Raw genomic sequence first — 20,944 nt, 5'->3', positions numbered from 1 at the left:
GCGCGTGACCTTGCCGGATCGGGCTCGTTGGCCTGCGTCCGGGTTGTGAAGGTCGCAGTCAACCCCTATACCTGTACCTCTTGGCCTTGGGAGAGCCGATGCACCATACGTCCCTGATCGCGATCCTCGTTGCCGGCTTCGTGCTGGCGTTCATCTTTGGCACCATCGCGCAACGGCTCCGGCTGTCGCCGCTGGTGGGCTACCTGATAGCGGGCATCGTGGCTGGGCCGTTCACCCCGGGGTTCGTCGGCGACCAGACGCTGGCGCCGCAGCTGGCCGAGATCGGCGTGATCCTGCTGATGTTTGGCGTGGGCCTGCATTTCTCCCTGCGCGACCTGCTGTCGGTCAAGGCCATTGCCCTGCCTGGCGCGGTGCTGCAGATCACCGTGGCCACGGTGCTGGGCTGGGGACTGGCGCGGTTGCTGGGCTGGTCGCACGGGGCTGGCATCGTGTTCGGCATTTCGTTGTCATGCGCCAGCACCGTGGTACTGCTGCGCGCGCTGGAAGAGCGCCGGATGCTGGATACCGGCAAAGGCAAGATCGCCGTTGGCTGGCTTATCGTCGAAGACTTGGCGTGTGTCTTGGCATTGGTGCTGCTGCCGGCGCTGTCGGGCCTGTTGACTGGGGAGCAGGCCGATGCGGTATCGGTATGGAAGGCGATCTTCGCCACCATCTTCAAGGTGGGCGCATTCCTGCTGGTGATACTGCTTGTCGGGAAGCGAGTGATCCCGTGGGTACTCGAACGTGTAGCGGGCACCGGCTCACGCGAACTTTTCACCCTGTGCGTGCTGGCCATCGCGCTGGGCGTGGCGTTCGGCTCGGCCGAGTTGTTCGGGGTGTCGTTCGCGCTGGGTGCGTTCTTCGCCGGCATGCTGCTCAACGAATCGGAATTCAGCCATCAGGCGGCCACCGAGACGTTGCCGCTGCGCGATGCGTTCGCGGTGTTGTTCTTCGTCTCGGTGGGCATGCTGTTCGACCCGTCCATCCTGGTTGAACAACCGCTGCAGGTGCTGGCGGTTTGGTCGATCATCGTGTTCGGCAAGTCGGCCGCCGCCTACATGCTGGTGCGCGCCTTCGGCAAGGACCATTCAACCGCACTGCTGATCTCGGCCAGCCTGGCGCAGATCGGCGAGTTTTCCTTCATCCTCGCGGCACTGGGCATGCAACTGGAGATCCTGCCGCGCGAAGGCCACGACCTGGTGCTGGCTGGTGCGCTGCTGTCGATCATCACCAACCCGCTGATCTTCGCCTGGCTGGACCGCGCGCGCTCGCGGGAAGTGCTGCAGGCGCGGCGCAAGGCGGCCGACGCCGCCAACCTGGCCGACCATCTGGCTCCAGGCATCCCCGAGGACCTGAAGGGGCACGTCATCTCCATCGGCTATGGCCGCGTGGGCAGCGAACTGGGCCGGCTGCTGACCGACCGTGGCGTGCCGGTCGTCGTGATCGACACCGACGTCGACCTGATCGCGCGCGCGCGTGCCAATGGCATCCCGGCGATCCGCGGCAATGCGGTGAGCGAGCCGGTGCTGCGCGAAGCGGCGCCGGAACGTGCGACCACGGTGATGCTGGCGATTCCCAACGTGCTGGAGGCGGGGGAGATCATCGCGCGGCTGCGCGCGATCAACCCGGCGCTCACCATCGTCGCGCGCGCGCATAGCGATGGGGAGGTCAAGCACTTGCTGGAGCGCGGCGCGGATGGCGCGGTGATGGCCGAACGCGAGCTGGCGCACAGCCTGGCGGAGATGGTGATGGCCACCCCTCCCTATCGGGGCGGCCACCACCTGCCACCTGCCGTGGCCTGACCGGCGGGGACTTCGCCGCCCCAGTCAGCCCACCGCGAGCACCCAGACCACCACAACCGCGGCTTCGACGCACTCGGCCAGCGCGCCCGCGGTGTCGCCGGTAAATCCGGCCAGGCGCCGCATGCACGCACGGCGCCACAACACGAACACCGCTGTGGCGGCCGCCAGTGCCAGCAGGCCAGCGCTGCCAAAAGCGACCGTTGCGGCCGCCGCCAACACCACCACGGTCACACACTGGCCGCGCGGCGCTTCGCGCAATCCGCTACCCATCCCCTGGTTGCGGGCATAGGGGGTGGTGACAAAGGCCAGCGTCAGCGCGGCGCGTGCCAGCAGTGGAGCGAGCAACAGGCCACCCCAAGCCCCCATGGGCAGGCTGGCCAGCGCGGCAAACTTGAGCAGCAGCACCAGCACGACCACCGCAATTGCGATGGGACCACTACGGGGATCCTTCATGATCGCCAGCGTGCGCTCGCGGTCACCCATGCCGCCGACCCAGGCGTCCGCGGTATCGGCCAGGCCATCCAGATGCAACGCGCCGGTGCTGGCGACCCACCATGTCAGCAGCAACGCGGCGGAAAGCAGCCCGGGTGCGTCGCGCAGCACCCCGGCCAGGGCGACCAGTACACCGCCGAGGATCGCGCCGACCAGAGGGTAGTACGCCAGTGAACGCGCCTGTGCGCGGGTGTCGCCGAATACGCCGGAGGGCACCGGGAATCGGGTCAGGAAGCCCAGGGCGAAGAGCAGTGGTTTCAGCATGGAACGACGGCGTCGGGGAGAGCGCTGGACCGGGTTGCCGGAAGCTGCGCCGGCAACACGCGGGCCGATGGCGGCCACGGCAGCCGATGGATCGAGGCGTGCGGCACGTCGATACCCGCCATGTCGCCATAACTGCGCCCCTCCACCAGGCAACGCAGCAGGCGGATGGCGCCGCCATGGGTCACCACCAGCACCCGCTCCCCGGCATGGCCGCGCGCCGCGTCCAGCGCCTGCGACAGCCGTACCGCAAAGGCATGGAAGGTCTCCGCGCCCGGCGGCGGATGGGCCACCGGATCGGCCCAGAAGCGACCCAGCGCATCGCCCTGCTCCTCGGCCAGGGTTTCGATCGGCACGCCCTGCCAGTGGCCGAAGTGGTACTCGGCCAGGCGGTCATCAAGGTGCAACGGCACGCCGCGCGCGGCGGCCAGCTCGGCCCCGAAAGCGGCGCAACGCGACAGCGACGAGGACACGATGCGGTCCCACTGGTGGCCGTCCACGGCGGCGCGCAACTGCGACCAGCCGACGTCGGTGAGCGGATCGTCCAGCTGGCCGCGGTAACTGCGCTGCCCGGTGTCGCCATGGCGGAGCAGGTCGAAGGCGAAGTCGTTCACGGCGCTGATACCCCGGCCTGCGCGAAGGTCGCCATCTGGTTGTGCAGCGCGCACGCCAGGCGCAGCAACGGCACCGCCGTGGCGGCGCCGCTCGCCTCTCCCAGCCGCAGGCCCAGGTCGAGCAGCGGTTGTGCGTCAAGCGCTTCCAGCAGTCGTGCGTGGCCGCGTTCGTGAGACCGGTGGCCAAACAGCAGCCACTCGCGCACCCCCGGGTTGATCCGCACCGCGGCAAGCGCGGCTGCAGTGGTGATGAAACCATCGACGAGGACGGGAACGCGAGCCTGCGCCGCGGCCACGAAAGCGCCAGTCAGCGCGGCGATCTCGAAGCCGCCCAGGCGACGCAGGTATTCGATCGCCGCCGCCGCGTCCCCTGCGTTGCCCACGTCGCGATGGCGCGCCAGCGAACACTGGACCACCGCCACCTTGCGCGCGACACCCGCAGGGTCGAGTCCGGTGCCCGCGCCCGCCAGGTCGCTGGCTTCGACGCCCAGCAGCGCGCACGCCAACGCGGTCGCCGGCGTCGTATTGGCAATGCCCATCTCGCCGCCGATGAACAACTGCGTCCCGGCGCCGCGTGCCTGCGCCACGCTTGCCGCGCCTGCCGCCAGCGCGGCTTCCAGTTGCCCCAACGTCATCGCCGGGGCGTCACACAGGTTGGCCGTGCTGGGCGCGATGATGCGGCGTGTCACGCCCGGGATGTCGCCCGGGTCATTGACCGTGCCGAGGTTGACCACGTCGAGCGTGGCGCCCAATTCCCGCGCGAGCACGCTGATCGCCGCGCCGCCGCTCGCGAAGTTGCGCACCATCTCGCCGGTGACGGCCTGCGGGAACGCGGACACGCCCTCGGCCGCCACGCCATGGTCGCCGGCGAACACACTGATCCATACCCGATCCACCGCCGGCTCGGCGCAACGCTGCAGGCCCGCCAGCTGGATCGCAACCGCTTCCAGCCCGCCGAGCGAGCCGGCGGGTTTGGTCAACACGCCCTGCCGCGCGCGCGCGGCTTCGGCGAACGTGGCGTCAGGCGCCGCGCACGCGGCCTCCAACCAGTGCAAGGTCATGCGGGGGTTCCCTTCAAGGTGTGCGGCAGGCCTGCGGCGACAAACAACACACGGTCGCAATGCGTGGCCAGCGATTGATGCAGGCGGCCGGCCTCGTCGACGAAGCGTCGGGTCAACTCGCCCATGGGGACGATCCCCAGGCCGACTTCATTGCTGACGAACAGCACGTCGCCCGGCAAGGCCGGCAAGGTCGCGAGCAGCGCGTCGCGCTCGGCGATGAAGCGGGCGGGGTCGGCGTCGCCCAGCAGGTTGCTGAGCCACAAGGTCAGGCAGTCCACCAGCAGCACGCGATCAGGGCGCGCGCTGGTGCGCAGCGCGGACGCGAGGGCCAAAGGCTCCTCCACGCAGTCCCAGTGGGCCGGACGTCGCGCACGATGGTGGGCGATGCGCTCGGCCATTTCGCCGTCTCCAGGCTGCGAGGTGGCGATGTACACGACCTCGCGGCCGGAGGCCGTCGCCAGTCGTTCCGCCAGCCCGCTCTTGCCGGAGCGGGCGCCGCCGAGGATCAGGGTTTGCATGCGTGAAGTCCCATGAGCGTTGCGAGCAGGTGGGTGTCCAGATGGGCCTCCACGGCATCGGCCAGGCGGTCGATGCTCGCCTCCCGCAGGGCGTGCACGTCGATGCGCGCGGCGTCGCGCAGCCCGGCCCAGCGCAGCCAGGCCGCCAGCGCCTCCGGTGCATCGAACAGGCCATGGAGGTAGGTGCCGACCACTTGTCCATCGGCGGACCGGGCGCCGTCCATGCGACCGTCGTCCAGCTGCACCGGCGCCGCCGCCAGCCCGGCTCCAGTGGTCACGCCACAGTGGATCTCATAGCCGCGGATGGGTACCGAGTCGGCGGCGCTCGCCGCGCCGTCGGGGCCATCGAGCCCAAGTTGGCCCTGCGCCAATCGCAGTTGCTTGCGCGGGGCCAGCGTCGTTTCCGCCTCCAGCCAGCCCAATCCCCGGCTGCTTCCGGCCTCGCCTTCCAGCCCCCGTGGGTCATGCACGGCGCGGCCCAGCATCTGGAAGCCGCCACAAATGCCCAGCAGCTTGCCGCCGTAGCGCAGGTGACGGGCGATGGCCGCCTCCCAGCCGTGGGCACGCAGCCATTCCAAGTCCGCCCGGGTGGACTTGGACCCGGGCAGCACGATCAGGTCCGCGTGCGGCGGCGCCTGTCCCGGCCCCACGAACACCAGGTGCACCTGCGGGTGTGCGCGCAGCGCATCAAAGTCGGTGTGGTTGCTGATGCGCGGCAACGCCGGCACGACCACGCGCAGTGCGCCGGCCGTGGCCATGTCAGAGGCGCGCGGCAACGCATCTTCCGCTTCCAGGTGCAGGCCCTGCAGGTAAGGCAGCACGCCCAACACCGGCTTTCCGGTTTCGCGCTCCAACCAGTCCAACCCCGGTTGCAGCAATGCAAGATCGCCGCGGAAGCGGTTGATCACGAAGCCGACCACGCGGGCTTGTTCACTACGCGAGAGCAGCGCCAGGGTGCCTACCAGGTGCGCGAAAACGCCGCCACGGTCGATGTCCGCCACCAGCAGCACCGGGCAATCCACCGCTTCGGCATAGCCCATGTTGGCGATATCGCGCTCGCGCAGGTTGATCTCCGCTGGACTGCCGGCGCCTTCCACCAGGACGACGTCGTACGCCGTGGTCAGACGATGGTGCGAGGCCAGCACCGCCTCCATGGCCACGCGCTTGTACTGGTGGTAGCCCACCGCATCCATGTTGCCCACCGCATGCCCGTGCATGATGACCTGCGCACCGGTATCGGTGTTGGGCTTGAGCAGCACGGGGTTGAAGTCGGTGTGCGGTGGCAGCCCGCAGGCCTGGGCCTGCACCGCCTGCGCGCGGCCGATCTCTCCACCGTCGACGGTTACCGCCGAATTCAGCGCCATGTTCTGCGGCTTGAATGGTGCCACGCGTGCGCCGCGCCGATGCGCCCAGCGGCACAGCGCAGTCACAAGCGCGCTCTTGCCAGCGTCGGAAGTGCAGCCCTGCACCATCAGCACCCGTGCGCTCATCGCAGTTCCTCGCCGAGGGCATGGCCGAGGCGTTCGTAGTCCGCGTCGTTCAGTGGCAAACCAAAACGCAGGCTCGACGGCGCGTCGAACAGGCGGACCAGGATGCCCCGGCGCGCCAGCGCATCGTGCAGGTGTGCGGCGCGCGCATCGCGGCACCACTGGAAGTAGGCCGTGCCCGCGATGGGTGCCAGCCCGTGCAAACGCAGCAGGGCCGCCAATCGCGCACTGCGCTGGTGCAGCTGGGCGCGCGCGGTGGCCTGCCAGGCGACGTCGGCGAACGCCGCCTGCACCACGTGGCGGGTGGGCCCGCTCAGCGTCCACGGCCCCAGCACATCACGCAAGGACTGCAGCAGGTCGGGCGCGGCGCACACGAAGCCTGCGCGCGCGCCGGCCAGGCCAAAGAACTTTCCTACCGAGCGCAGCACGATCAAGCCATCGCCGCTGTTGGCACACACGCTCGCTTCGGGTGTCGCGTCGATGAACGCCTCATCCACCACCAGCCAGCCTCCCCGCGCATGCAGGGCATCGCGCAGGCGCAGGAGCGACGCGCGGCCGAACGTCTCTCCGCCCGGATTGTTCGGGTGGATGAGCACGATCACATCGAACTGCGCCTGTGACTCCAGCAATGGTTCTGCCGACACGCGGTCTACGGCGTGGCCCGCCTGCTCCCAGGCGTGCGCATGCTCGGCGTAGCCGGGCGCCAGCACGCCCACGCGCGAACGGGGGCGCAACCGCGGCAAGCACTGGATCGCCGCTTGCGAGCCGGCCACGGGCAGCACGTGCGGTGCCCCGTAGTAGCGGCGCGCCGCTTCCACCAGCCCGTCGTCGTCCTCCGGCAACCGATGCCACGCGCGCGCCGGTATCGCGGGAGCTGGCCAGTTGTCAGGGTTCACGCCGGTCGACAGGTCCAGCCATTCGGACACGGGAATGTTGTACTGCCGCGCGGCGCGCAGCAGGCGGCCACCGTGCTCAAGCATGTCGCGTCACCGTCAGTGGCAGCACCGCCGCGATGATCCACAACGCGAGCAACCACACCAGCACGCCGCGGCGCACCAGGCGCAGGGCGGCCTCGATGGACGCGGCATCGGGGGCTGCGCCGCCGCCCAGTTCAGGCCGATCGAACCACGTGCCGTGGTAGGGCGCGGGCCCGCCCAGGCGTACGCCGATGGCGCCTGCACCCGCGGCCATCACCGGGCCGGCGTTGGGGCTTTTCCAACGGTGGCCCTGCGCCCGCCAGCATCGCCACGCAAGTCGGGCGTCGCCGCAAATCGCATACGTTGCCGCAGTCAGCCGCGCGGGCACGTAGTTCATGGCATCGTCGATGCGTGCCGCTGCCCACCCAAACCGCGTGTAACGCGGCGTGCGATAGCCCCACATCGCATCCAGCGTGTTCGCCAGGCGATACAGCACCGCGCCCGGCGCGCCGAGCAGCACGAACCAGAACACCGCACCGAATACGGCATCGCACCCATTCTCAAGGACCGACTCGGTGGCAGCACCGGCCACTTGGGTTGCGTCAAGGCCGGCGGTGTCGCGGCTGACCACCTGACCCACGGCGGCACGGGCCGCGGTCACGTCGCCCGATGCCAGGGCGGTGGCGATAGGGTTCGCATGTTCCCACAGGCTCCGATGCCCCACCGCCAGGTAAAGCAGCAGGGTCGAAAGCGCCATTGCCCAGCCGGGCGAGCGCAACTGCAACGCGTGCGCGGCCCAAGCCACCACGCTCACCAGAGGCAGCACGGCCAGGCCCCATGCCAACAGCCCGGAGACCCGTCGGTCAGCATGCATCGCACCCTCGATCGCACGCGCCCACCGCCCGAAGCCCACCAGCGGGTGAAGGCGCGGCGTCTCGCCGATGCCGGCATCCACCAGCAGCGCTGCCGTGGCGACCAACGCGGCGCTCATGGCTGCAGTAGCCGCACCGCGGCGGCGGGATTGGACGGGAAATAGAGGTGCACGAAGCTCGCGGTCATGCGCTGGTCGCGATACACCGCTTCGCGACTGGGCCCGCTGTTGGGGTTGGAGGCCATGGCGAGGACGGGGGCCGCGATATCGGCCTGCGCGTAATGAAAGGTGTGGCCGCGCAACGTGCCCTCGGGCAGCGCTACTTCCTGCAGGCCGAGCCCGGCCAGCCGCGGCTGTATCCGTGCATGGCCTGGCAGCAGGCCGGCCATGCGGTGCGCTCCACCCTCACGGTCGGCCAGCGCGTCCAGGGCGAACAACAGGCCGCCGCATTCAGCCAGCAGCGGCTTGCCCGCATCGCGATGGCCATGCAGCTCAGCATGCAGGTCTTTGCGCGCCGACAGCGCGTCCAGGTGCAGCTCGGGATAACCGCCGGGCAGCCATACCGCATCGCACTCGGGCAGCGTGTCACCCGCCAGCGGCGAAAAGAAGCGCAGCTCCGCGCCGCCCGCACGCAGCAGATCCAGGTTGGCCGGATACAGGAAGCAGAAGGCCGCATCACGGGCGATGGCGATGCGGAGGCCCGCGAGCGATCCGCGGATGCTGTCGTCCGGTGTCTGCAACGGAGCCGCAAACCCCACCTTGGGGGCCAATGCCGTGCTCGCGTGGCCAGCCCACGCGTCCGCCAGTGCATCCAGCGTGCGGTCGAGGCCACCCACTTCGCCTGCGGAGACCAGGCCCAGATGACGCTCCGGCAAGGCCAGCGCTGGATCGCGTGGCAGCGCGCCCAGCCACTGCAGATTCCCGGGCAGACTCTGCTGCAGCAGCGTTGCGTGGTAATCGCTGCCCACGCGATTGGCTGCAATGCCATACACGGGCAATCCCTCGCGGTAGCTCGCCAGACCCAACGCCAGCGCGCCGAACGTCTGTGCCATCGCCGAGCCGTCGATCACCGCCAGCACCGGCAAGCCGAGCGTGGTCGCCAGGTCCGCGCTCGAAGGCGATCCATCGAACAGCCCCATCACGCCTTCGACCAGGATCAGGTCGGCCTCGGATGCGGCGGCGTGCAGGCGCGCACGGACGTCGGCCTCGCCGTTCATCCACAGGTCGAGCTGGTAGACCGGGGCGCCGCTGGCGCGCTCGAGCACCATCGGGTCGAGGAAATCCGGCCCGGTCTTGAACACCCGCACCCGCCGCCCCTGGCGCACGTGCCAGCGCGCCAGGGCGGCAGTCACGCTGGTCTTGCCCTGGCCCGAGGCGGGCGCGGAGACCAGCAATGCGGGGCAATGCTGCGTGCTCATCCGCTCAGAGCTCAATGCCCTTCTGCGCCATGATGCCCGCCTTGAACGCGTGCTTGACCAGGCGCATTTCGGTCACGGTGTCGGCGGCCTCAACCAGTGCATCGGGCGCACCACGACCGGTGATCACCACGTGCTGGCGTGGCGGACGGGCCGCCAGCGCCGCCAGCACCTGTTCCACGCCAACGTACTCCTTGACCAGCGCGATGTTCAACTCATCCAGCAGCACGAAGTCGACGTCCTCGTCGCCCAGCATCCTTGCCGCCACGGACCAAGCCGCTTGCGCCGCTGCAATGTCCCGTTCGCGGTCCTGGGTTTCCCAGGTGAAGCCCTCGCCCATCACGTGGTACTCGAGCCGATCAGCGAAGGCCTCACCCATGGTGCGGAAGAACAGGTCCTCCCCGGTGCTGAAGCTGCCTTTGATGAACTGCACCACGCCGCAGCGGAAGCCATGCCCCAGCGAGCGCGCGAGCATGCCGAAGCCCGACGAGCTCTTGCCCTTGCCGTTGCCGGTGTTGACCACCACCACGCCGCGGTCGGTGGTGGCCCGCGCGATCCGGCGGTCCACCAGTTCCTTCTTGCGCTGCGCCCGCTCGCGGTAGCGCTCTTCGGGCGTCAGCACATCCTCGCGCATGGTCAGAGCCCGGCCATGCGGCTGGCGTCACGCTGGCCCAACGCCCGCGCCACGACCAGGTGCGCCACCAGTGCGACCCCCACATACGCCATCGACGTCCGCACGAACATCGGCGCCCAGTGCGCCAGGCGTGACACGTACTCGGCGAAGTGTGGCTCGGCGTAACGGCCACCGAGCCAGTAGAACGCGCCGTTGGAGATCACGAACGACAGCACATTGGCGACCAGCGCCACGCCGGCGGCCGCCACCAGCGAACCCGCCGTGGCCTGCAACCGATCGGCGTACAGGCGACCGGCGTACCACAGCACCGCATAGGCCGGCAGAAGGAACGAGTACGCCGGCGTGATGCAGAAGTCGCTGGTACCGGCGTAGCGCACGGACGCGAAGTCCAGTGCGCCCGCCAAAGCCGCATAGCCGAAGAACGCCAGGTGCCGGCGCACGTACAGGCCGCCGAGGAAGAACACGGCCATCGACGCATCGGGCAGGTGGATGGCGGTGCCGAAGTGGCTGAAACGGGTCATGCACATCAGCACCGCCAGCGCTGCGATCATCACGACGGTATTGCGGTTGCTCAGGGACGTCATCCTACGGATCTCCTTGTCACGGTGGGATTACTGCGCCGCGTAGCGCAGGGTCAGCATCCAGGTGCGGCCAGGCTGGTTGTAGTACGCCGCGGTCTCGTATTGCTTGTCGAACACGTTGTTGAGGCTGAGGTTCACGCGCCACGACGGGTTGAACGCGTAGCCGGCGCGCAGGTCAGTGGTCGCATAGCCGCCCAGACGATGGCTGTTGGCCAGGTTCTCGTAACGCTCGCCCGCAGCGGTCACGCTGGCGCCGACGTTGAAATCGCCAAAGCGGCGGTCGGCATCCAAACGTGCGGTCTCGCGGGCGCGACGCGGCAGGATGTTGCCGTGGTCCAGACCCGTCGATTCATTGCGCGGATCGATCCACGAAGCGCTGCCTTGCAGGTCCCAGCCCGCCAGTTCGGTGCCCGCAGTCAGCTCGACGCCCTGGATACGCGCTTCATCGACGTTGATGGCGTAGCACTCCCAGGTCGGCGTGCAGTAGGTGCCGATCAGGTCATCGATATTCGTCTCGAACGCGTTGACCGACCACTCACCCCAGCCGTGCTCACCGCGCAGGCCGAGCTCGACGCTGCGCGAAGTTTCCGGCGTCAGCGTGGGGTTGCCGTAGAACGGGAAATACAACTCGTTGAACGTGGGGGCCTTGAACGCGGTGCCGTAGCTGGCAGTCAGGCGCAGCGCCTCGGTGAAGTCCCAGCCCCACAGCGCGCTGCCGGTGGTCTTGCCGCCAAACTGGCTGTTGTCGTCGCGGCGCACGCTGGCCTGCAGCGAATGCGCGCCAATCGCCTGCTGCCATTGCGCGAATGCGGCGCGGGTGATTCGCTCGGTCCCGGCGTATGGGGTATCGCTCTCGACGTCGTCGCGGACCCAATCGAGCCCGGTCGTGAGGGTGCCACCGGTCAGGTTGAAGTCAGCTTGCAATGCGCCCTGGTCGCGGTCGGTCCGGAACAGGCTGTGGTAGACGCTGTTGTAGAACTGGCGACTCTTGTCCTGGCTCTGGCCAATGTTCAGCGTTACCGTCGCGATGTCCCCGGCGCGGTAGCGCACGCGCGCACCGCCGGTTTGCTGCACGGTCTTGGCCTCGTTGCCGGCGTAGATGCTGCCGTCATACTCGTTCTCGCCCTCGGCGCGCAGCGCGCGCAGGTCCACGTTCAGCGCATCGCCAAACGCGTAACCGCCCTGCGCCGAGACGGAGTTGTTGGTGTAGCCGTCGATGTCCGGGTCGTAGCCGAAGCAGCCAGTGGGGCTGTAGCAGGCATTGAAGCCGTCGGTGGTGTCATGCGCGAGGTTGAGCGCGTACCAGCCCTTTTCGCCGCGGCCTTCCACTCCCGCGGTGGCCTTGTAGGTGGCGTCACTGCCGGCCCCGGCGCTGAAGCTGGGCGAGAACGCCACCTGCGGGCGGCGGGTGAAGATCTGGATTACGCCGCCGATGGCCTCAGAGCCGTAAAGGCTGGAGAACGGCCCGCGCACCACTTCAATGCGCTCGATCTGCTCGACCGGGATGTCCTGCAGCGCCGCCTTGCCGGACGTGGCGGAGCCGACCTTGAGGCCATCGATCAGCACCAGCACGTGGTCGGATTCGGTGCCGCGCAGGAAGATCGAGCTTTCCTTGCCCGCGCCGCCGTTGTTGGCGATGGAGGCGCCCGGCACCTTGCGCAGCAGCTCCTGCAGCGACGCTGGCTGCAGCCGCTGGATCTCTTCGCGGTCGATCACGGTGACCGCGGCCAGGGTGGCGTCCTGGGTGCGGGCGGTGCGCGTGGCGGTGACGATCACGCCGTCCAGGTCGGTCGCCTGGCCTTCGGCAAAGGCCGGCACGGCGGTCAGGGTGGCGGCGAACGCCAGCGATACCGCCAGCACGTTGCGGCGGGTACGGGAATTACGGGAAACCATCGGGTACTGCTCCTTGGCCGCGCCTGCCCGCGCGGAAAACGTGAGGAATGGACAGGCGGCAAGAAAGGACGCAGACGCCACGCGCGTGCATGGCCCCCGTGACATCGCCCACCGCATGTCGGGTAAAGCCAGTGGCCGGTCTCCGGGCTTGCGGGTGGATGCACGTGCATCCGGGGCGCGGCGCCTTCCCGTGCCTTGGCACAGTGGCATTCGCCGGTCCCGACCCGTCCTGGGTCACCTCGCTTACCGTTGCGGGGGCAGCTCCGGAATTGCCACGGCCATCAACCAGACGGCGGGCGCACCGGATTCCCGTTTCAACCACCGGCTTGGCCGGCGGTCACCTCAGGCAGGTGAAAGTCTAGCATCCCCGCGCCACCGCGCCTGGTGCCCACGGACGAGTCGGATATGACTAAAGGATATATCGCTTCATCCGGATGGATATTGAATGTGCGTGAAGGTCCGGTTAATCATTGGCCTACCCCACACCCGGAACCTCCATGACCCGCCTGCCCCTCACCGCCGCCATCGCGCTGGCCCTTGTCGCCCCGGCCGCATTCGCGCAGACCGCGCCGACCACCGACAGCGACGCCAAGACCCTCGACCAGGTCATCGTCACCGGCACCCGCGTCTCCGACCGCACCGTGGCCGAGTCGCTCTCGCCCATCGACATCATCACCCCCGAGGCGCTGACTGCCACCGGCACCACGGAGCTGGCCAGCGCACTGGCGCGCGCCCTGCCCTCGCTCAACTTTCCGCGCCCGGCGCTGACCGACGGCACCAGCGCGATCCGCCCGGCGCAGTTGCGTGGCCTCTCGCCCGACCAGGTGCTGGTGCTGGTCAACGGCAAGCGCCGCCACACGTCCTCGCTGCTCAACCTCAATGGCACCATCGGCCGCGGCTCGGCGCCGGTGGACCTCAACACCATCCCGGTCTCGGCCATCGCCCGCGTGGAAGTGCTGCGCGACGGCGCCTCGGCGCAGTACGGCTCCGATGCCATCGCCGGCGTGATCAACGTGGTGCTCAAGGGCGCCGAGCAGGGGGGCAGCGTCACCGCCACCGTGGGCCAGTACTCGGCCGGCGACGGCGAGCAGGCGCAGCTGGCCGGCGACAACACCTTCGACCTTGGCGGACGTGGCTTCCTCAACGTGGCCGCACAGGTCGGCACGCAGGACCGCACCAACCGCGCGCGGCCCTTCGCCGGCACACCCGGACCATCCCAGCCAGAACTCGGGCAGAAGGCGTTCGTGATCGGCGATCCGGACGTGGATTTCGGCGCGATCTCGCTCAACGCCGAATTCGACCTGAGCGACAGCATCAGCGCCTACGCGTTCAGCGCGATCAGCAACCGCGACATCACCTCGTTCGCGTTCTTCCGTGCGCCCAACAACCCCACGCAGAACATCCTGTCGATCTACCCCGATGGATTCCTGCCGGAGATCAACAACGTTTCGCGCGACCGCTCGCTCGTCGCCGGCGTGCGCGGCCAGACCACGAACGACTTCAAGTGGGACGTGAGTTTCAACCACGGCTACAACAACCTCGAGTTCTTCACCCGCAACACGCTCAACGCCAGCCTCGGGCCCACCTCACCGACCGCGTTCTACGACGGCGCGCTGGAGACCACGCAGAACATCCTCAACGCCGACTTCAGCAAGGCACTGGACTGGGGCCTGGCCTACCCGGTGACGCTGGCGTTCGGTGCCGAACTGCGCAACGAGAAGTGGAACCAGTCGCCGGGCGAGTACGGCTCGTACGCGCAGGTGGACCGGACCAAGCCCGGCGGCGCGCAGGGCTTCGGCGGCTTCGCGCCCAGCGTGTCGGGCCAGTACGATCGCGACAGCTGGGCCGCCTACGTGGACCTGGAGGCCGACCTCACCGACCGCTTCTCGGCCGGCGCGGCGGTGCGCTTCGAGGACTTCGACGACTTCGGCAACCAGACCTCGGGCAAGGTGTCGGCGCGCTATGCCTTCAGCGATGCGGTTGCGCTGCGCGGTACGGTGTCCAGCGGTTTCCGCGCGCCGTCGCTGGCGCAGCAGAACTTCCAGACGGTGAGCACGGTGTTCCTGGCGGGCATCCCCGATCCGTTCGAGATCCGCACCTTCCCCGCCAGCAGCCCGGTCGCGCAGGCCTTCGGGGCCGAGCCGCTGAAGCCGGAGGAGTCGCTGTCCTACAGCCTGGGCCTGGTGCTGCAGCCGTTGGACGCGCTGTACGTGACCATCGATGCATACCAGATCGATGTCGATGACCGCATCGTGCTGTCGTCCAACCTCACCGGCACCGCGGTGCGTGCACTGCTCGAGTCGCAGGGCATCTTTGGTGTCAACGGCGGCCGTTACTTCACCAATGCCATTGACACCCGCAGCCGCGGCGTGGACGTGGTCGGCAGCTACCGCTTCGCGCTCGACGGCGGCAGCCTCGACCTGACCGGCGGCTACAACTACTCCAAGACCGAGATCACCCGGGTCGCCCCCAACCCGCCCGAGCTGTCGGCCAACGGTCTCAACCTGGAGCGCATCGACCGCACCGAGCGCAGCCGCATCGAGGAAGGCTTCCCGCGCAGCAAGTTCCTGGCCTCGGCCACGTGGGACTTCGCCAGTTGGGGCTTCAACGTGGGCGCAACCCGCTACGGCAGCGTGACCACGCGTCCGTCGAACCCGGCCAACGATCAGACCTTCGGCGCGAAGTGGCTGCTGGATGCAGCGGCCACCTACAAGCTTGATCGCTGGGCCTTCACCCTCGGCGCGGACAACCTGCTCAACGAGTACCCGGACGAGAACAGCTTCGCCAACTCGACCAACGGGCAGTTCCCGTACAGCAACCTGTCGCCGTTCGGCTTCAACGGCGCGTTCGTGTACGGGCGGGTGGCGTACAAGTGGTGAGCGGTGTCAGGCGGCGAACGGAAGCACTCGCGGCGTAACCCGCAGCAATCCGCGCGACATGCAGCACGAAAGGTCATGCCAAGCGGAAACGGCCCGGGAGAGCCCGGGCCGTTTGTTTTCAGCTTCGTATTGTCGGGAAGAATGGAGGGTCAGCTCATCCGCGACGTGCGTCACGGGCAAGCAACCCCCCGCGCCTCGGCTCAGCCCTTGCGGAACGCCAGCGCCCCGCCCTCGGCCTCCACCTGCACCGTGTCGCCGTTGACGAACTCGCCGGAGAGGATGCGCTGCGCCAGCGGGTTCTCCAGCTGCTGCTGGATCGCACGCTTCAACGGCCGCGCACCATACACCGGGTCGAAGCCGACGTTGCCCAGCAGGTTGAGCGCACCGTCGGACAGGGCCAGCTTCAGCCCGCGCTCGCCCAGCCGCTTTTCCAGCCCCTTGAGCTGGATCTTGGCGATCTCGCGGATCTGCGCCTTGTCCAACGGGTGGAATACGACGATGTCGTCCAGGCGGTTGATGAATTCCGGCCGGAAATGGCTCTGCACCACGCCCATCACCGCCGCCTTCATCTGGGTGTAGCCTTCGGGCGTGTCGTCGGTGGCCAGGTCCTGGATCATCTGGCTGCCGAGGTTGCTGGTCATGACGATGACCGTGTTGCGGAAGTCCACGGTGCGGCCCTGACCGTCGGTCAGGCGGCCGTCGTCCAGCACCTGCAGCAGGATGTTGAACACGTCCGGGTGCGCCTTCTCCACCTCATCCAGCAGGATCACGCTGTAGGGACGACGACGCACGGCCTCGGTCAGGTAACCGCCTTCCTCATAGCCGACGTAGCCCGGGGGCGCGCCGACCAGGCGGCTGACCGCGTGCTTCTCCATGAACTCGCTCATGTCGATGCGGACCATCGCATCGCTGCTGTCGAAGAGGAACTCGGCCAGCGCCTTGCACAGCTCGGTCTTGCCCACGCCGGTCGGGCCGAGGAACAGGAACGAACCGGAGGGCCGGTTGGGATCGCTCAGTCCGGCGCGCGAGCGACGCACCGCATCGGACACCACCTTGATGGCCTCCTCCTGGCCAACCACGCGGCCGTGCAGCACGTCCTCCATCTTCAGCAGCTTCTCGCGCTCGCCCTCCAGCATCTTGCTGACCGGGATGCCGGTCCAGCGGCTGACGACCTCCGCGATCTCCTCGGCGGTGACCTTGTCCTGCAGCAGGGTGAAACCCTTGGTCTCGGCCTCCTGCGCGGCATGAAGCTGCTTTTCCAGCGTCGGCAGCGTGCCGTACTGGATCTCGCTCATGCGCGCGAAGTCCTGCTTGCGCTGCGCGGCTTCCAGTTCGAGCTTGGCCGCCTCGATCTGTTCCTTGATCTTGGTCGCGCCCTGCAGGGTGGCCTTCTCGGCCTTCCACACTTCCTCCAGGTCGTTGAACTCGCGCTCCAGCGTCGCGATCTCGCTTTCCAGGTCGGCGAGGCGCTGCTTGCTGGCCTCGTCCTTCTCCTTCTTCAGTGCCTCGCGCTGGATCTTGAGCTGGATCAGCCGGCGTTCCTTGCGGTCCAGTTCCTCCGGCTTGGAGTCGATCTCCATGCGGATGCGGCTGGCCGCCTCGTCCATCAGGTCGATGGCCTTGTCCGGCAGCTGGCGGTCGGCGATGTAGCGGTGCGACAGCGTGGCCGCGGCAACGATCGCCGGGTCGGTGATCTCCACGCCGTGGTGCACGGCGTACTTCTCCTTCAGCCCGCGGAGGATGGCGATGGTGTCCTCCACGCTCGGCTCGCCAACGAACACCTTCTGGAAACGACGCTCCAGCGCGGCGTCCTTCTCCACGTACTTGCGGTATTCGTCCAGCGTGGTCGCGCCGATGCAGTGCAGTTCGCCGCGCGCCAGCGCCGGCTTGAGCATGTTGCCGGCGTCCATGCTGCCCTCGGCCTTGCCCGCGCCGACCATGGTGTGCAGCTCGTCGATGAACAGGATCACCTGGCCCTCGTTCTTGGCGAGGTCATTGAGCACGGCCTTCAATCGTTCCTCGAACTCGCCGCGGAACTTGGCGCCGGCGATCAGCGCGCCCATGTCGAGGCTCAGCACGCGCTTGCCGCGCAGGCCCTCGGGCACCTCGCCGTTGATGATGCGCTGCGCCAGCCCTTCGACGATGGCGGTCTTGCCCACGCCCGGCTCGCCGATCAGCACCGGGTTGTTCTTGGTCCGGCGCTGCAGCACCTGGATGGTGCGGCGGATCTCCTCGTCGCGTCCCACGACCGGGTCGAGCTTGCCGCTCTCGGCGCGCGCCGTCAGGTCGATGCAGTACTTCTCCAGCGCCTGGCGCTGGTCTTCGGCATTCTCGGATTGCACGCTCTCGCCTCCGCGGATCTTGTCGATCGCCGCTTCCAGTTTCTGTCTGTTGCCGCCGGCGGCCTTGAGTGCCTTGCCGAGATCGCCGCTGTCCTCCAGCGCCGCCAGCACGAACAGCTCACTGGCGATGAACGCATCGCCGCGCTGCTGCGCCAGCTTGTCGGTAACGTTCAGCAGGCGGCCGAGGTCGTTGCCCACCTGCACGTTGCCGGCCTGGCCGGTGACCTTGGGCAGCTTTTCCAGCGTTTCGCCCAGACGTTCCCGCAGCAGTGGCACGTTTACGCCGGCCTGCGCCAGCAGTGGCCGCGTGCTGCCGCCCTGCTGGTCGAGCAGCGCGGTGAACAGGTGCACCGGTTCGATGAAGTTGTGGTCGCGCCCGACGGCCAACGACTGCGCATCGGCAATCGCCTGCTGGAAGCGCGAGGTGAGCTTGTCCATCCGCATGGGGTTTCCCCTTTCAAGTCATGGGCAGCCGACAGGCCGCGATGCTTTGCAGATGCGGCTGGGGGCCGCGGTAATCAAGCGTGTTTCAAGGCTTGTTCAGGGAGTGTCGAGGGTTTGGGCGAGCGGCACTTGATCGGGCTCAAATCGGACACATTTCGGTCTTTCCCCGACAGCGACAGCAGCAGCGTCGGCTTCGGGTGGGCGGGGGTGTTTGGAGCCGTCAGGGAGCCGCGCCTGGTATCGGCTCGCGCTGCAAGGACAGTGCAGCCAACAGTGCGGCCAACGCGACATAGGCCCCAACGAACTGCCACGAGATCTGGCGCGGTAGCCCTTCCAGCACCCACGGCAGGTAGATGCCACCCTGCGGGTGCACGGAGTGGATGATGCCGAACAGCGCCAGCACCGCTCCCGCCAGCAGGAAGCCGGCAGCGCGCAGCAGCCGCCCATCAATCATCCCGGCTACCGCGGAGATCCAGATCATCGCGGTGATGATGAATCCATTGCCCAAGGTCACGATCACCGCCATCTCCGGCAGGCCGTGGCTGTCGCCTGCCCGCATCAATTGGGCGAAGTGGTCCGGTGCGATCCACGCCGGGTTGCCGACCTTGATCGACAGCATGTAAGCCACCGACGGCAGGAACCCCAGCACCATCGCGGTGGTGTGTTTCGGCGGGGTGGCCTGGAACGCCTGCGTGGCGATGTCCAGCGCCACGTAGACGATGATCGGCGCCAGCACCGCCAGGGGCAGCCACTGCACCAGTCCCGACACCAGCCCGAGCATGCCGCCGATGCCGATGAACAACCCGGTCAGCAGGGTGTAGCCGCTGCGCGCACCCATGTGCTTGTACGCCGGCTGGCCGATGTAGGGCGTGGTCTGCGCCACGCCGCCGCACAGGCCCGCGACCAGCGTGGACAGCGCCTCGGTCAGCAGGATGTCGCGGGTGCGGTAGTCGTCGCCGGCCGCGCGGGCGCTCTCGCTGACGTTGATGCCACCCACCACCATCAACAGGCCAAACGGCAGCAGCAACGGCAGGTACGGCACGGTGTACGGCAGGCCTTCGACGAAGCCCAGGCTGGGCCACGGGAAGGCCACCGTCAGCGGGGTCGCCTGCGGCCACTGGAAACCGGGGGCTCCCAGGCCCAGCGCGCCCAACCCGTAATACAACGCAGTGCCGAACACGAAGGCGACGAAGACGCCCGGCAGCTTCACCGGCAGCCGGCCCTTCGCCACCAGCACGTACAGCAGCAGGCCCAGCGTCACGAAGCCCACCACCGGCGAGCGCAGCGCTTCCACCAGCGGCAGGAAACCCATCAGCACCAGGGCGATGCCGGCGATCGAGCCCAGCAGGCCCGCGCGCGGCACCAGCCGCGTCACCGCCTCGCCCGCGAACGACAGCACGAACTTCAGCACGCCCATCACCATCAGCGAGGCCATGCCCAGCTGCCAGGTGGCGTTGGCCGCCGCGGCCTCGTCCATGCCCGCCTGCTTGAATCCGGCAAACGCCGGTCCGAGCACCAGCAGCGCCATGCCGATGCTGGTCGGCGCATCCAGTCCCAGCGGCATCGCGGTGACGTCCTCGCGGCCGGTGCGCGCGGCCAGCCGCCGCGCCATCACCGTGTAGATCAGGTTGCCGACCAGCACACCCAGCGCGGTGCCGGGAAACATGCGCCCGTACACCACGTCCGCCGGCAGGCCAAAGATGCCGACCAGGGCCATGGCGATGAAGCCGAGGATCGACAGGTTGTCGACCACCAGGCCGAAGAAGCCGTTGAGGTCACCCGCGACGAACCATCTGCGCGAAACAGGAGCGGAGTTGGACACAAGGACGTCCCTGAGGCCATCAGGCCGGTGCAAAACCATACACCGCGATCAGCGGCCCGGTTCTATCCACACCAGCGACACCATCCGCCCGGTGCGCCTGTCGCGACGATGCGAGAAGAACCGCTCCGGCGCGGAGAGCGTGCACAGATCGCCCCCGCTGACGCGGTCGTCGGGAATTCCAACCGCCGCTAGGCGACGGCGTGCCAACGCGTACAGGTCCACGTTCCAATGATGTTCGCGGGTGGTGGTAAAGGCACTGCCCGCGCCCCAGTCCCGGGAGACAAACGCGTCATACACTTCCACGCCGATCTCGTAGCGCTGCGGGCCGGCGGCTGGACCCAGCCAGGCGCGCACCCGCTCCGGGGGCGTGCGCATCGCCGCCACCGTGGCTTCCAGTACGCCGTCGGCGAGCCCGCGCCAGCCCGCGTGCGCCGCCGCCACTTCGCTGCCGTCGTCGGCGCAGAACAGCACCGGCAGGCAATCCGCGGTGAGGATGGCAAGGACCACGCCCGGCTGCGACGTGACCGAGGCGTCCGCCTCCGGCAAGGCCCGCGCCGCAGGCGAGGCTTCAGCAGCAGGTGCTGTGATTCCGATCGCGCGTGTTGCGCTGCCGGCCAACGCCCCCGCGTTCTCGCCAAACCGCACCACCCCGGCCCCATGCACCTGCCGCAACCAGCGAGGCGGTGACGGCAAACGGGCCTGCGCCACCAGCAGGGCCCGGTTTTGCGCCACGTCCGCCGGGTCGTCGCCCTCGGCCGCGGTGCAATTGCCCATGTTGAAGGTATCGAACGGCGCCTTCGAAACGCCCAGCCCATGGCGCAGCGTAGTCAAACCGTGCACGCCCCGCGGCGCGGGCCAGTCGGTGCGCAGCCAGGGCGCGCCGGGCAGGTCGAGCGGATCGGTCATTGCGC

16 protein-coding genes and 1 riboswitch are annotated in these 20,944 nt (G+C 68.5%); of the genes, 2 read left to right on the top strand and 14 right to left on the bottom strand.

Annotated features, from left to right (window positions below):
* The first annotated feature begins 98 nt into the window (after nt 1-98).
* On the top strand, nt 99-1,802 hold the full coding sequence (gene ybaL / locus AC3ARF_RS02790) for a YbaL family putative K(+) efflux transporter (protein WP_498930084.1): 1,704 nt from the start codon (nt 99-101) through the stop codon (nt 1,800-1,802).
* Nucleotides 1,803-1,826: 24 nt separating this feature from the next.
* Here the strand turns inward: ybaL and AC3ARF_RS02785 are convergent, their stop codons facing one another.
* The 11 genes from AC3ARF_RS02785 to btuB are packed head-to-tail and all read right to left on the bottom strand — an operon-like array spanning nt 1,827 to nt 12,546.
* Nucleotides 1,827-2,558 carry an adenosylcobinamide-GDP ribazoletransferase gene (locus tag AC3ARF_RS02785; RefSeq protein WP_498930082.1) on the bottom strand — a complete coding sequence of 244 codons (732 nt, stop codon included), beginning with the start codon at nt 2,556-2,558 and terminating at the stop codon, nt 1,827-1,829.
* Nucleotides 2,552-3,169, bottom strand: coding sequence for a histidine phosphatase family protein (locus tag AC3ARF_RS02780; RefSeq protein ID WP_498930080.1), 618 nt, complete (start codon nt 3,167-3,169; stop codon nt 2,552-2,554). Before AC3ARF_RS02780 ends, AC3ARF_RS02785 begins: the two co-directional genes overlap by 7 nt.
* Complete coding sequence (gene cobT / locus AC3ARF_RS02775) at nt 3,166-4,230, bottom strand: nicotinate-nucleotide--dimethylbenzimidazole phosphoribosyltransferase (RefSeq protein ID WP_498930078.1); 1,065 nt, start codon at nt 4,228-4,230, stop codon at nt 3,166-3,168. The genes AC3ARF_RS02780 and cobT overlap by 4 nt, the downstream gene beginning before the upstream one ends.
* Nucleotides 4,227-4,748, bottom strand: coding sequence for a bifunctional adenosylcobinamide kinase/adenosylcobinamide-phosphate guanylyltransferase (gene cobU, locus AC3ARF_RS02770; RefSeq protein ID WP_498930076.1), 522 nt, complete (start codon nt 4,746-4,748; stop codon nt 4,227-4,229). The genes cobT and cobU overlap by 4 nt, the downstream gene beginning before the upstream one ends.
* Nucleotides 4,736-6,238, bottom strand: coding sequence for a cobyric acid synthase (locus tag AC3ARF_RS02765; RefSeq protein WP_498930074.1), 1,503 nt, complete (start codon nt 6,236-6,238; stop codon nt 4,736-4,738). Before AC3ARF_RS02765 ends, cobU begins: the two co-directional genes overlap by 13 nt.
* The gene (gene cobD / locus AC3ARF_RS02760) at nt 6,235-7,215 is read right to left on the bottom strand and encodes a threonine-phosphate decarboxylase CobD (RefSeq protein WP_498930072.1); all 981 of its coding nucleotides are present in this window, start codon (nt 7,213-7,215) and stop codon (nt 6,235-6,237) included. The genes AC3ARF_RS02765 and cobD overlap by 4 nt, the downstream gene beginning before the upstream one ends.
* Nucleotides 7,208-8,143, bottom strand: a complete 936-nt coding sequence (gene cbiB / locus AC3ARF_RS02755) for an adenosylcobinamide-phosphate synthase CbiB (protein ID WP_498930070.1) — start codon at nt 8,141-8,143, stop codon at nt 7,208-7,210. The genes cobD and cbiB overlap by 8 nt, the downstream gene beginning before the upstream one ends.
* A complete protein-coding gene (locus tag AC3ARF_RS02750) occupies nt 8,140-9,441 on the bottom strand; it encodes a cobyrinic acid a,c-diamide synthase CobB (protein ID WP_498930068.1) in 1,302 nt (433 codons plus the stop codon). Before AC3ARF_RS02750 ends, cbiB begins: the two co-directional genes overlap by 4 nt.
* A gap of 4 nt (nt 9,442-9,445) precedes the next feature.
* Nucleotides 9,446-10,072 carry a cob(I)yrinic acid a,c-diamide adenosyltransferase gene (gene cobO, locus AC3ARF_RS02745; RefSeq protein WP_498930066.1) on the bottom strand — a complete coding sequence of 209 codons (627 nt, stop codon included), beginning with the start codon at nt 10,070-10,072 and terminating at the stop codon, nt 9,446-9,448.
* A gap of 2 nt (nt 10,073-10,074) precedes the next feature.
* Entirely contained in the window at nt 10,075-10,656 is a 582-nt protein-coding gene (locus tag AC3ARF_RS02740) for a hypothetical protein (protein ID WP_498930064.1), read from the bottom strand.
* Between the two features lie 27 nt (nt 10,657-10,683).
* Nucleotides 10,684-12,546, bottom strand: coding sequence for a TonB-dependent vitamin B12 receptor (gene btuB, locus AC3ARF_RS02735; RefSeq protein WP_498930062.1), 1,863 nt, complete (start codon nt 12,544-12,546; stop codon nt 10,684-10,686).
* 116 nt (nt 12,547-12,662) lie between these two features.
* A riboswitch (cobalamin riboswitch) is annotated at nt 12,663-12,906 on the bottom strand.
* A gap of 137 nt (nt 12,907-13,043) precedes the next feature.
* Between btuB and AC3ARF_RS02730 the strand changes: the two genes are divergently transcribed.
* Nucleotides 13,044-15,425 carry a TonB-dependent receptor plug domain-containing protein gene (locus AC3ARF_RS02730; RefSeq protein ID WP_498930060.1) on the top strand — a complete coding sequence of 794 codons (2,382 nt, stop codon included), beginning with the start codon at nt 13,044-13,046 and terminating at the stop codon, nt 15,423-15,425.
* A gap of 200 nt (nt 15,426-15,625) precedes the next feature.
* On the opposite strand, the gene clpB is transcribed toward AC3ARF_RS02730, so the two are convergent.
* The 3 genes from clpB to pgeF form a co-directional block, all read right to left on the bottom strand.
* Nucleotides 15,626-18,211: an ATP-dependent chaperone ClpB gene (gene clpB, locus AC3ARF_RS02725; RefSeq protein ID WP_498930058.1), complete on the bottom strand. Its 2,586-nt coding sequence runs from the start codon at nt 18,209-18,211 to the stop codon at nt 15,626-15,628.
* Nucleotides 18,212-18,431: 220 nt separating this feature from the next.
* Nucleotides 18,432-20,072 carry a SulP family inorganic anion transporter gene (locus tag AC3ARF_RS02720; RefSeq protein WP_498930056.1) on the bottom strand — a complete coding sequence of 547 codons (1,641 nt, stop codon included), beginning with the start codon at nt 20,070-20,072 and terminating at the stop codon, nt 18,432-18,434.
* A 9-nt stretch (nt 20,073-20,081) separates the two neighbouring features.
* Nucleotides 20,082-20,939 (bottom strand): peptidoglycan editing factor PgeF, encoded by an 858-nt coding sequence (gene pgeF, locus AC3ARF_RS02715; RefSeq protein ID WP_498930054.1) that lies wholly within the window; start codon nt 20,937-20,939, stop codon nt 20,082-20,084.
* Nucleotides 20,940-20,944: the final 5 nt, after the last annotated feature.

The sequence above is a fragment of the Lysobacter sp. KACC 24251 genome (genome assembly GCF_057747755.1).
This window is presented reverse-complemented; position numbering and strand designations above follow the sequence as displayed.

What these genes read in the sequence shown, in the direction of transcription:
- ybaL (WP_498930084.1), top strand. Translation starts at nt 99, where the DNA reads ATGCACCATACGTCCCTGATCGCGATCCTCGTTGCCGGCTTCGTGCTG.
- AC3ARF_RS02785 (WP_498930082.1), bottom strand. Translation starts at nt 2,558, where the DNA reads ATGCTGAAACCACTGCTCTTCGCCCTGGGCTTCCTGACCCGATTCCCG.
- cobT (WP_498930078.1), bottom strand. Translation starts at nt 4,230, where the DNA reads ATGACCTTGCACTGGTTGGAGGCCGCGTGCGCGGCGCCTGACGCCACG.
- cobU (WP_498930076.1), bottom strand. Translation starts at nt 4,748, where the DNA reads ATGCAAACCCTGATCCTCGGCGGCGCCCGCTCCGGCAAGAGCGGGCTG.
- AC3ARF_RS02765 (WP_498930074.1), bottom strand. Translation starts at nt 6,238, where the DNA reads ATGAGCGCACGGGTGCTGATGGTGCAGGGCTGCACTTCCGACGCTGGC.
- cobD (WP_498930072.1), bottom strand. Translation starts at nt 7,215, where the DNA reads ATGCTTGAGCACGGTGGCCGCCTGCTGCGCGCCGCGCGGCAGTACAAC.
- cbiB (WP_498930070.1), bottom strand. Translation starts at nt 8,143, where the DNA reads ATGAGCGCCGCGTTGGTCGCCACGGCAGCGCTGCTGGTGGATGCCGGC.
- AC3ARF_RS02750 (WP_498930068.1), bottom strand. Translation starts at nt 9,441, where the DNA reads ATGAGCACGCAGCATTGCCCCGCATTGCTGGTCTCCGCGCCCGCCTCG.
- cobO (WP_498930066.1), bottom strand. Translation starts at nt 10,072, where the DNA reads ATGCGCGAGGATGTGCTGACGCCCGAAGAGCGCTACCGCGAGCGGGCG.
- AC3ARF_RS02740 (WP_498930064.1), bottom strand. Translation starts at nt 10,656, where the DNA reads ATGACGTCCCTGAGCAACCGCAATACCGTCGTGATGATCGCAGCGCTG.
- btuB (WP_498930062.1), bottom strand. Translation starts at nt 12,546, where the DNA reads ATGGTTTCCCGTAATTCCCGTACCCGCCGCAACGTGCTGGCGGTATCG.
- AC3ARF_RS02730 (WP_498930060.1), top strand. Translation starts at nt 13,044, where the DNA reads ATGACCCGCCTGCCCCTCACCGCCGCCATCGCGCTGGCCCTTGTCGCC.
- clpB (WP_498930058.1), bottom strand. Translation starts at nt 18,211, where the DNA reads ATGCGGATGGACAAGCTCACCTCGCGCTTCCAGCAGGCGATTGCCGAT.
- AC3ARF_RS02720 (WP_498930056.1), bottom strand. Translation starts at nt 20,072, where the DNA reads ATGGTTTTGCACCGGCCTGATGGCCTCAGGGACGTCCTTGTGTCCAAC.
- pgeF (WP_498930054.1), bottom strand. Translation starts at nt 20,939, where the DNA reads ATGACCGATCCGCTCGACCTGCCCGGCGCGCCCTGGCTGCGCACCGAC.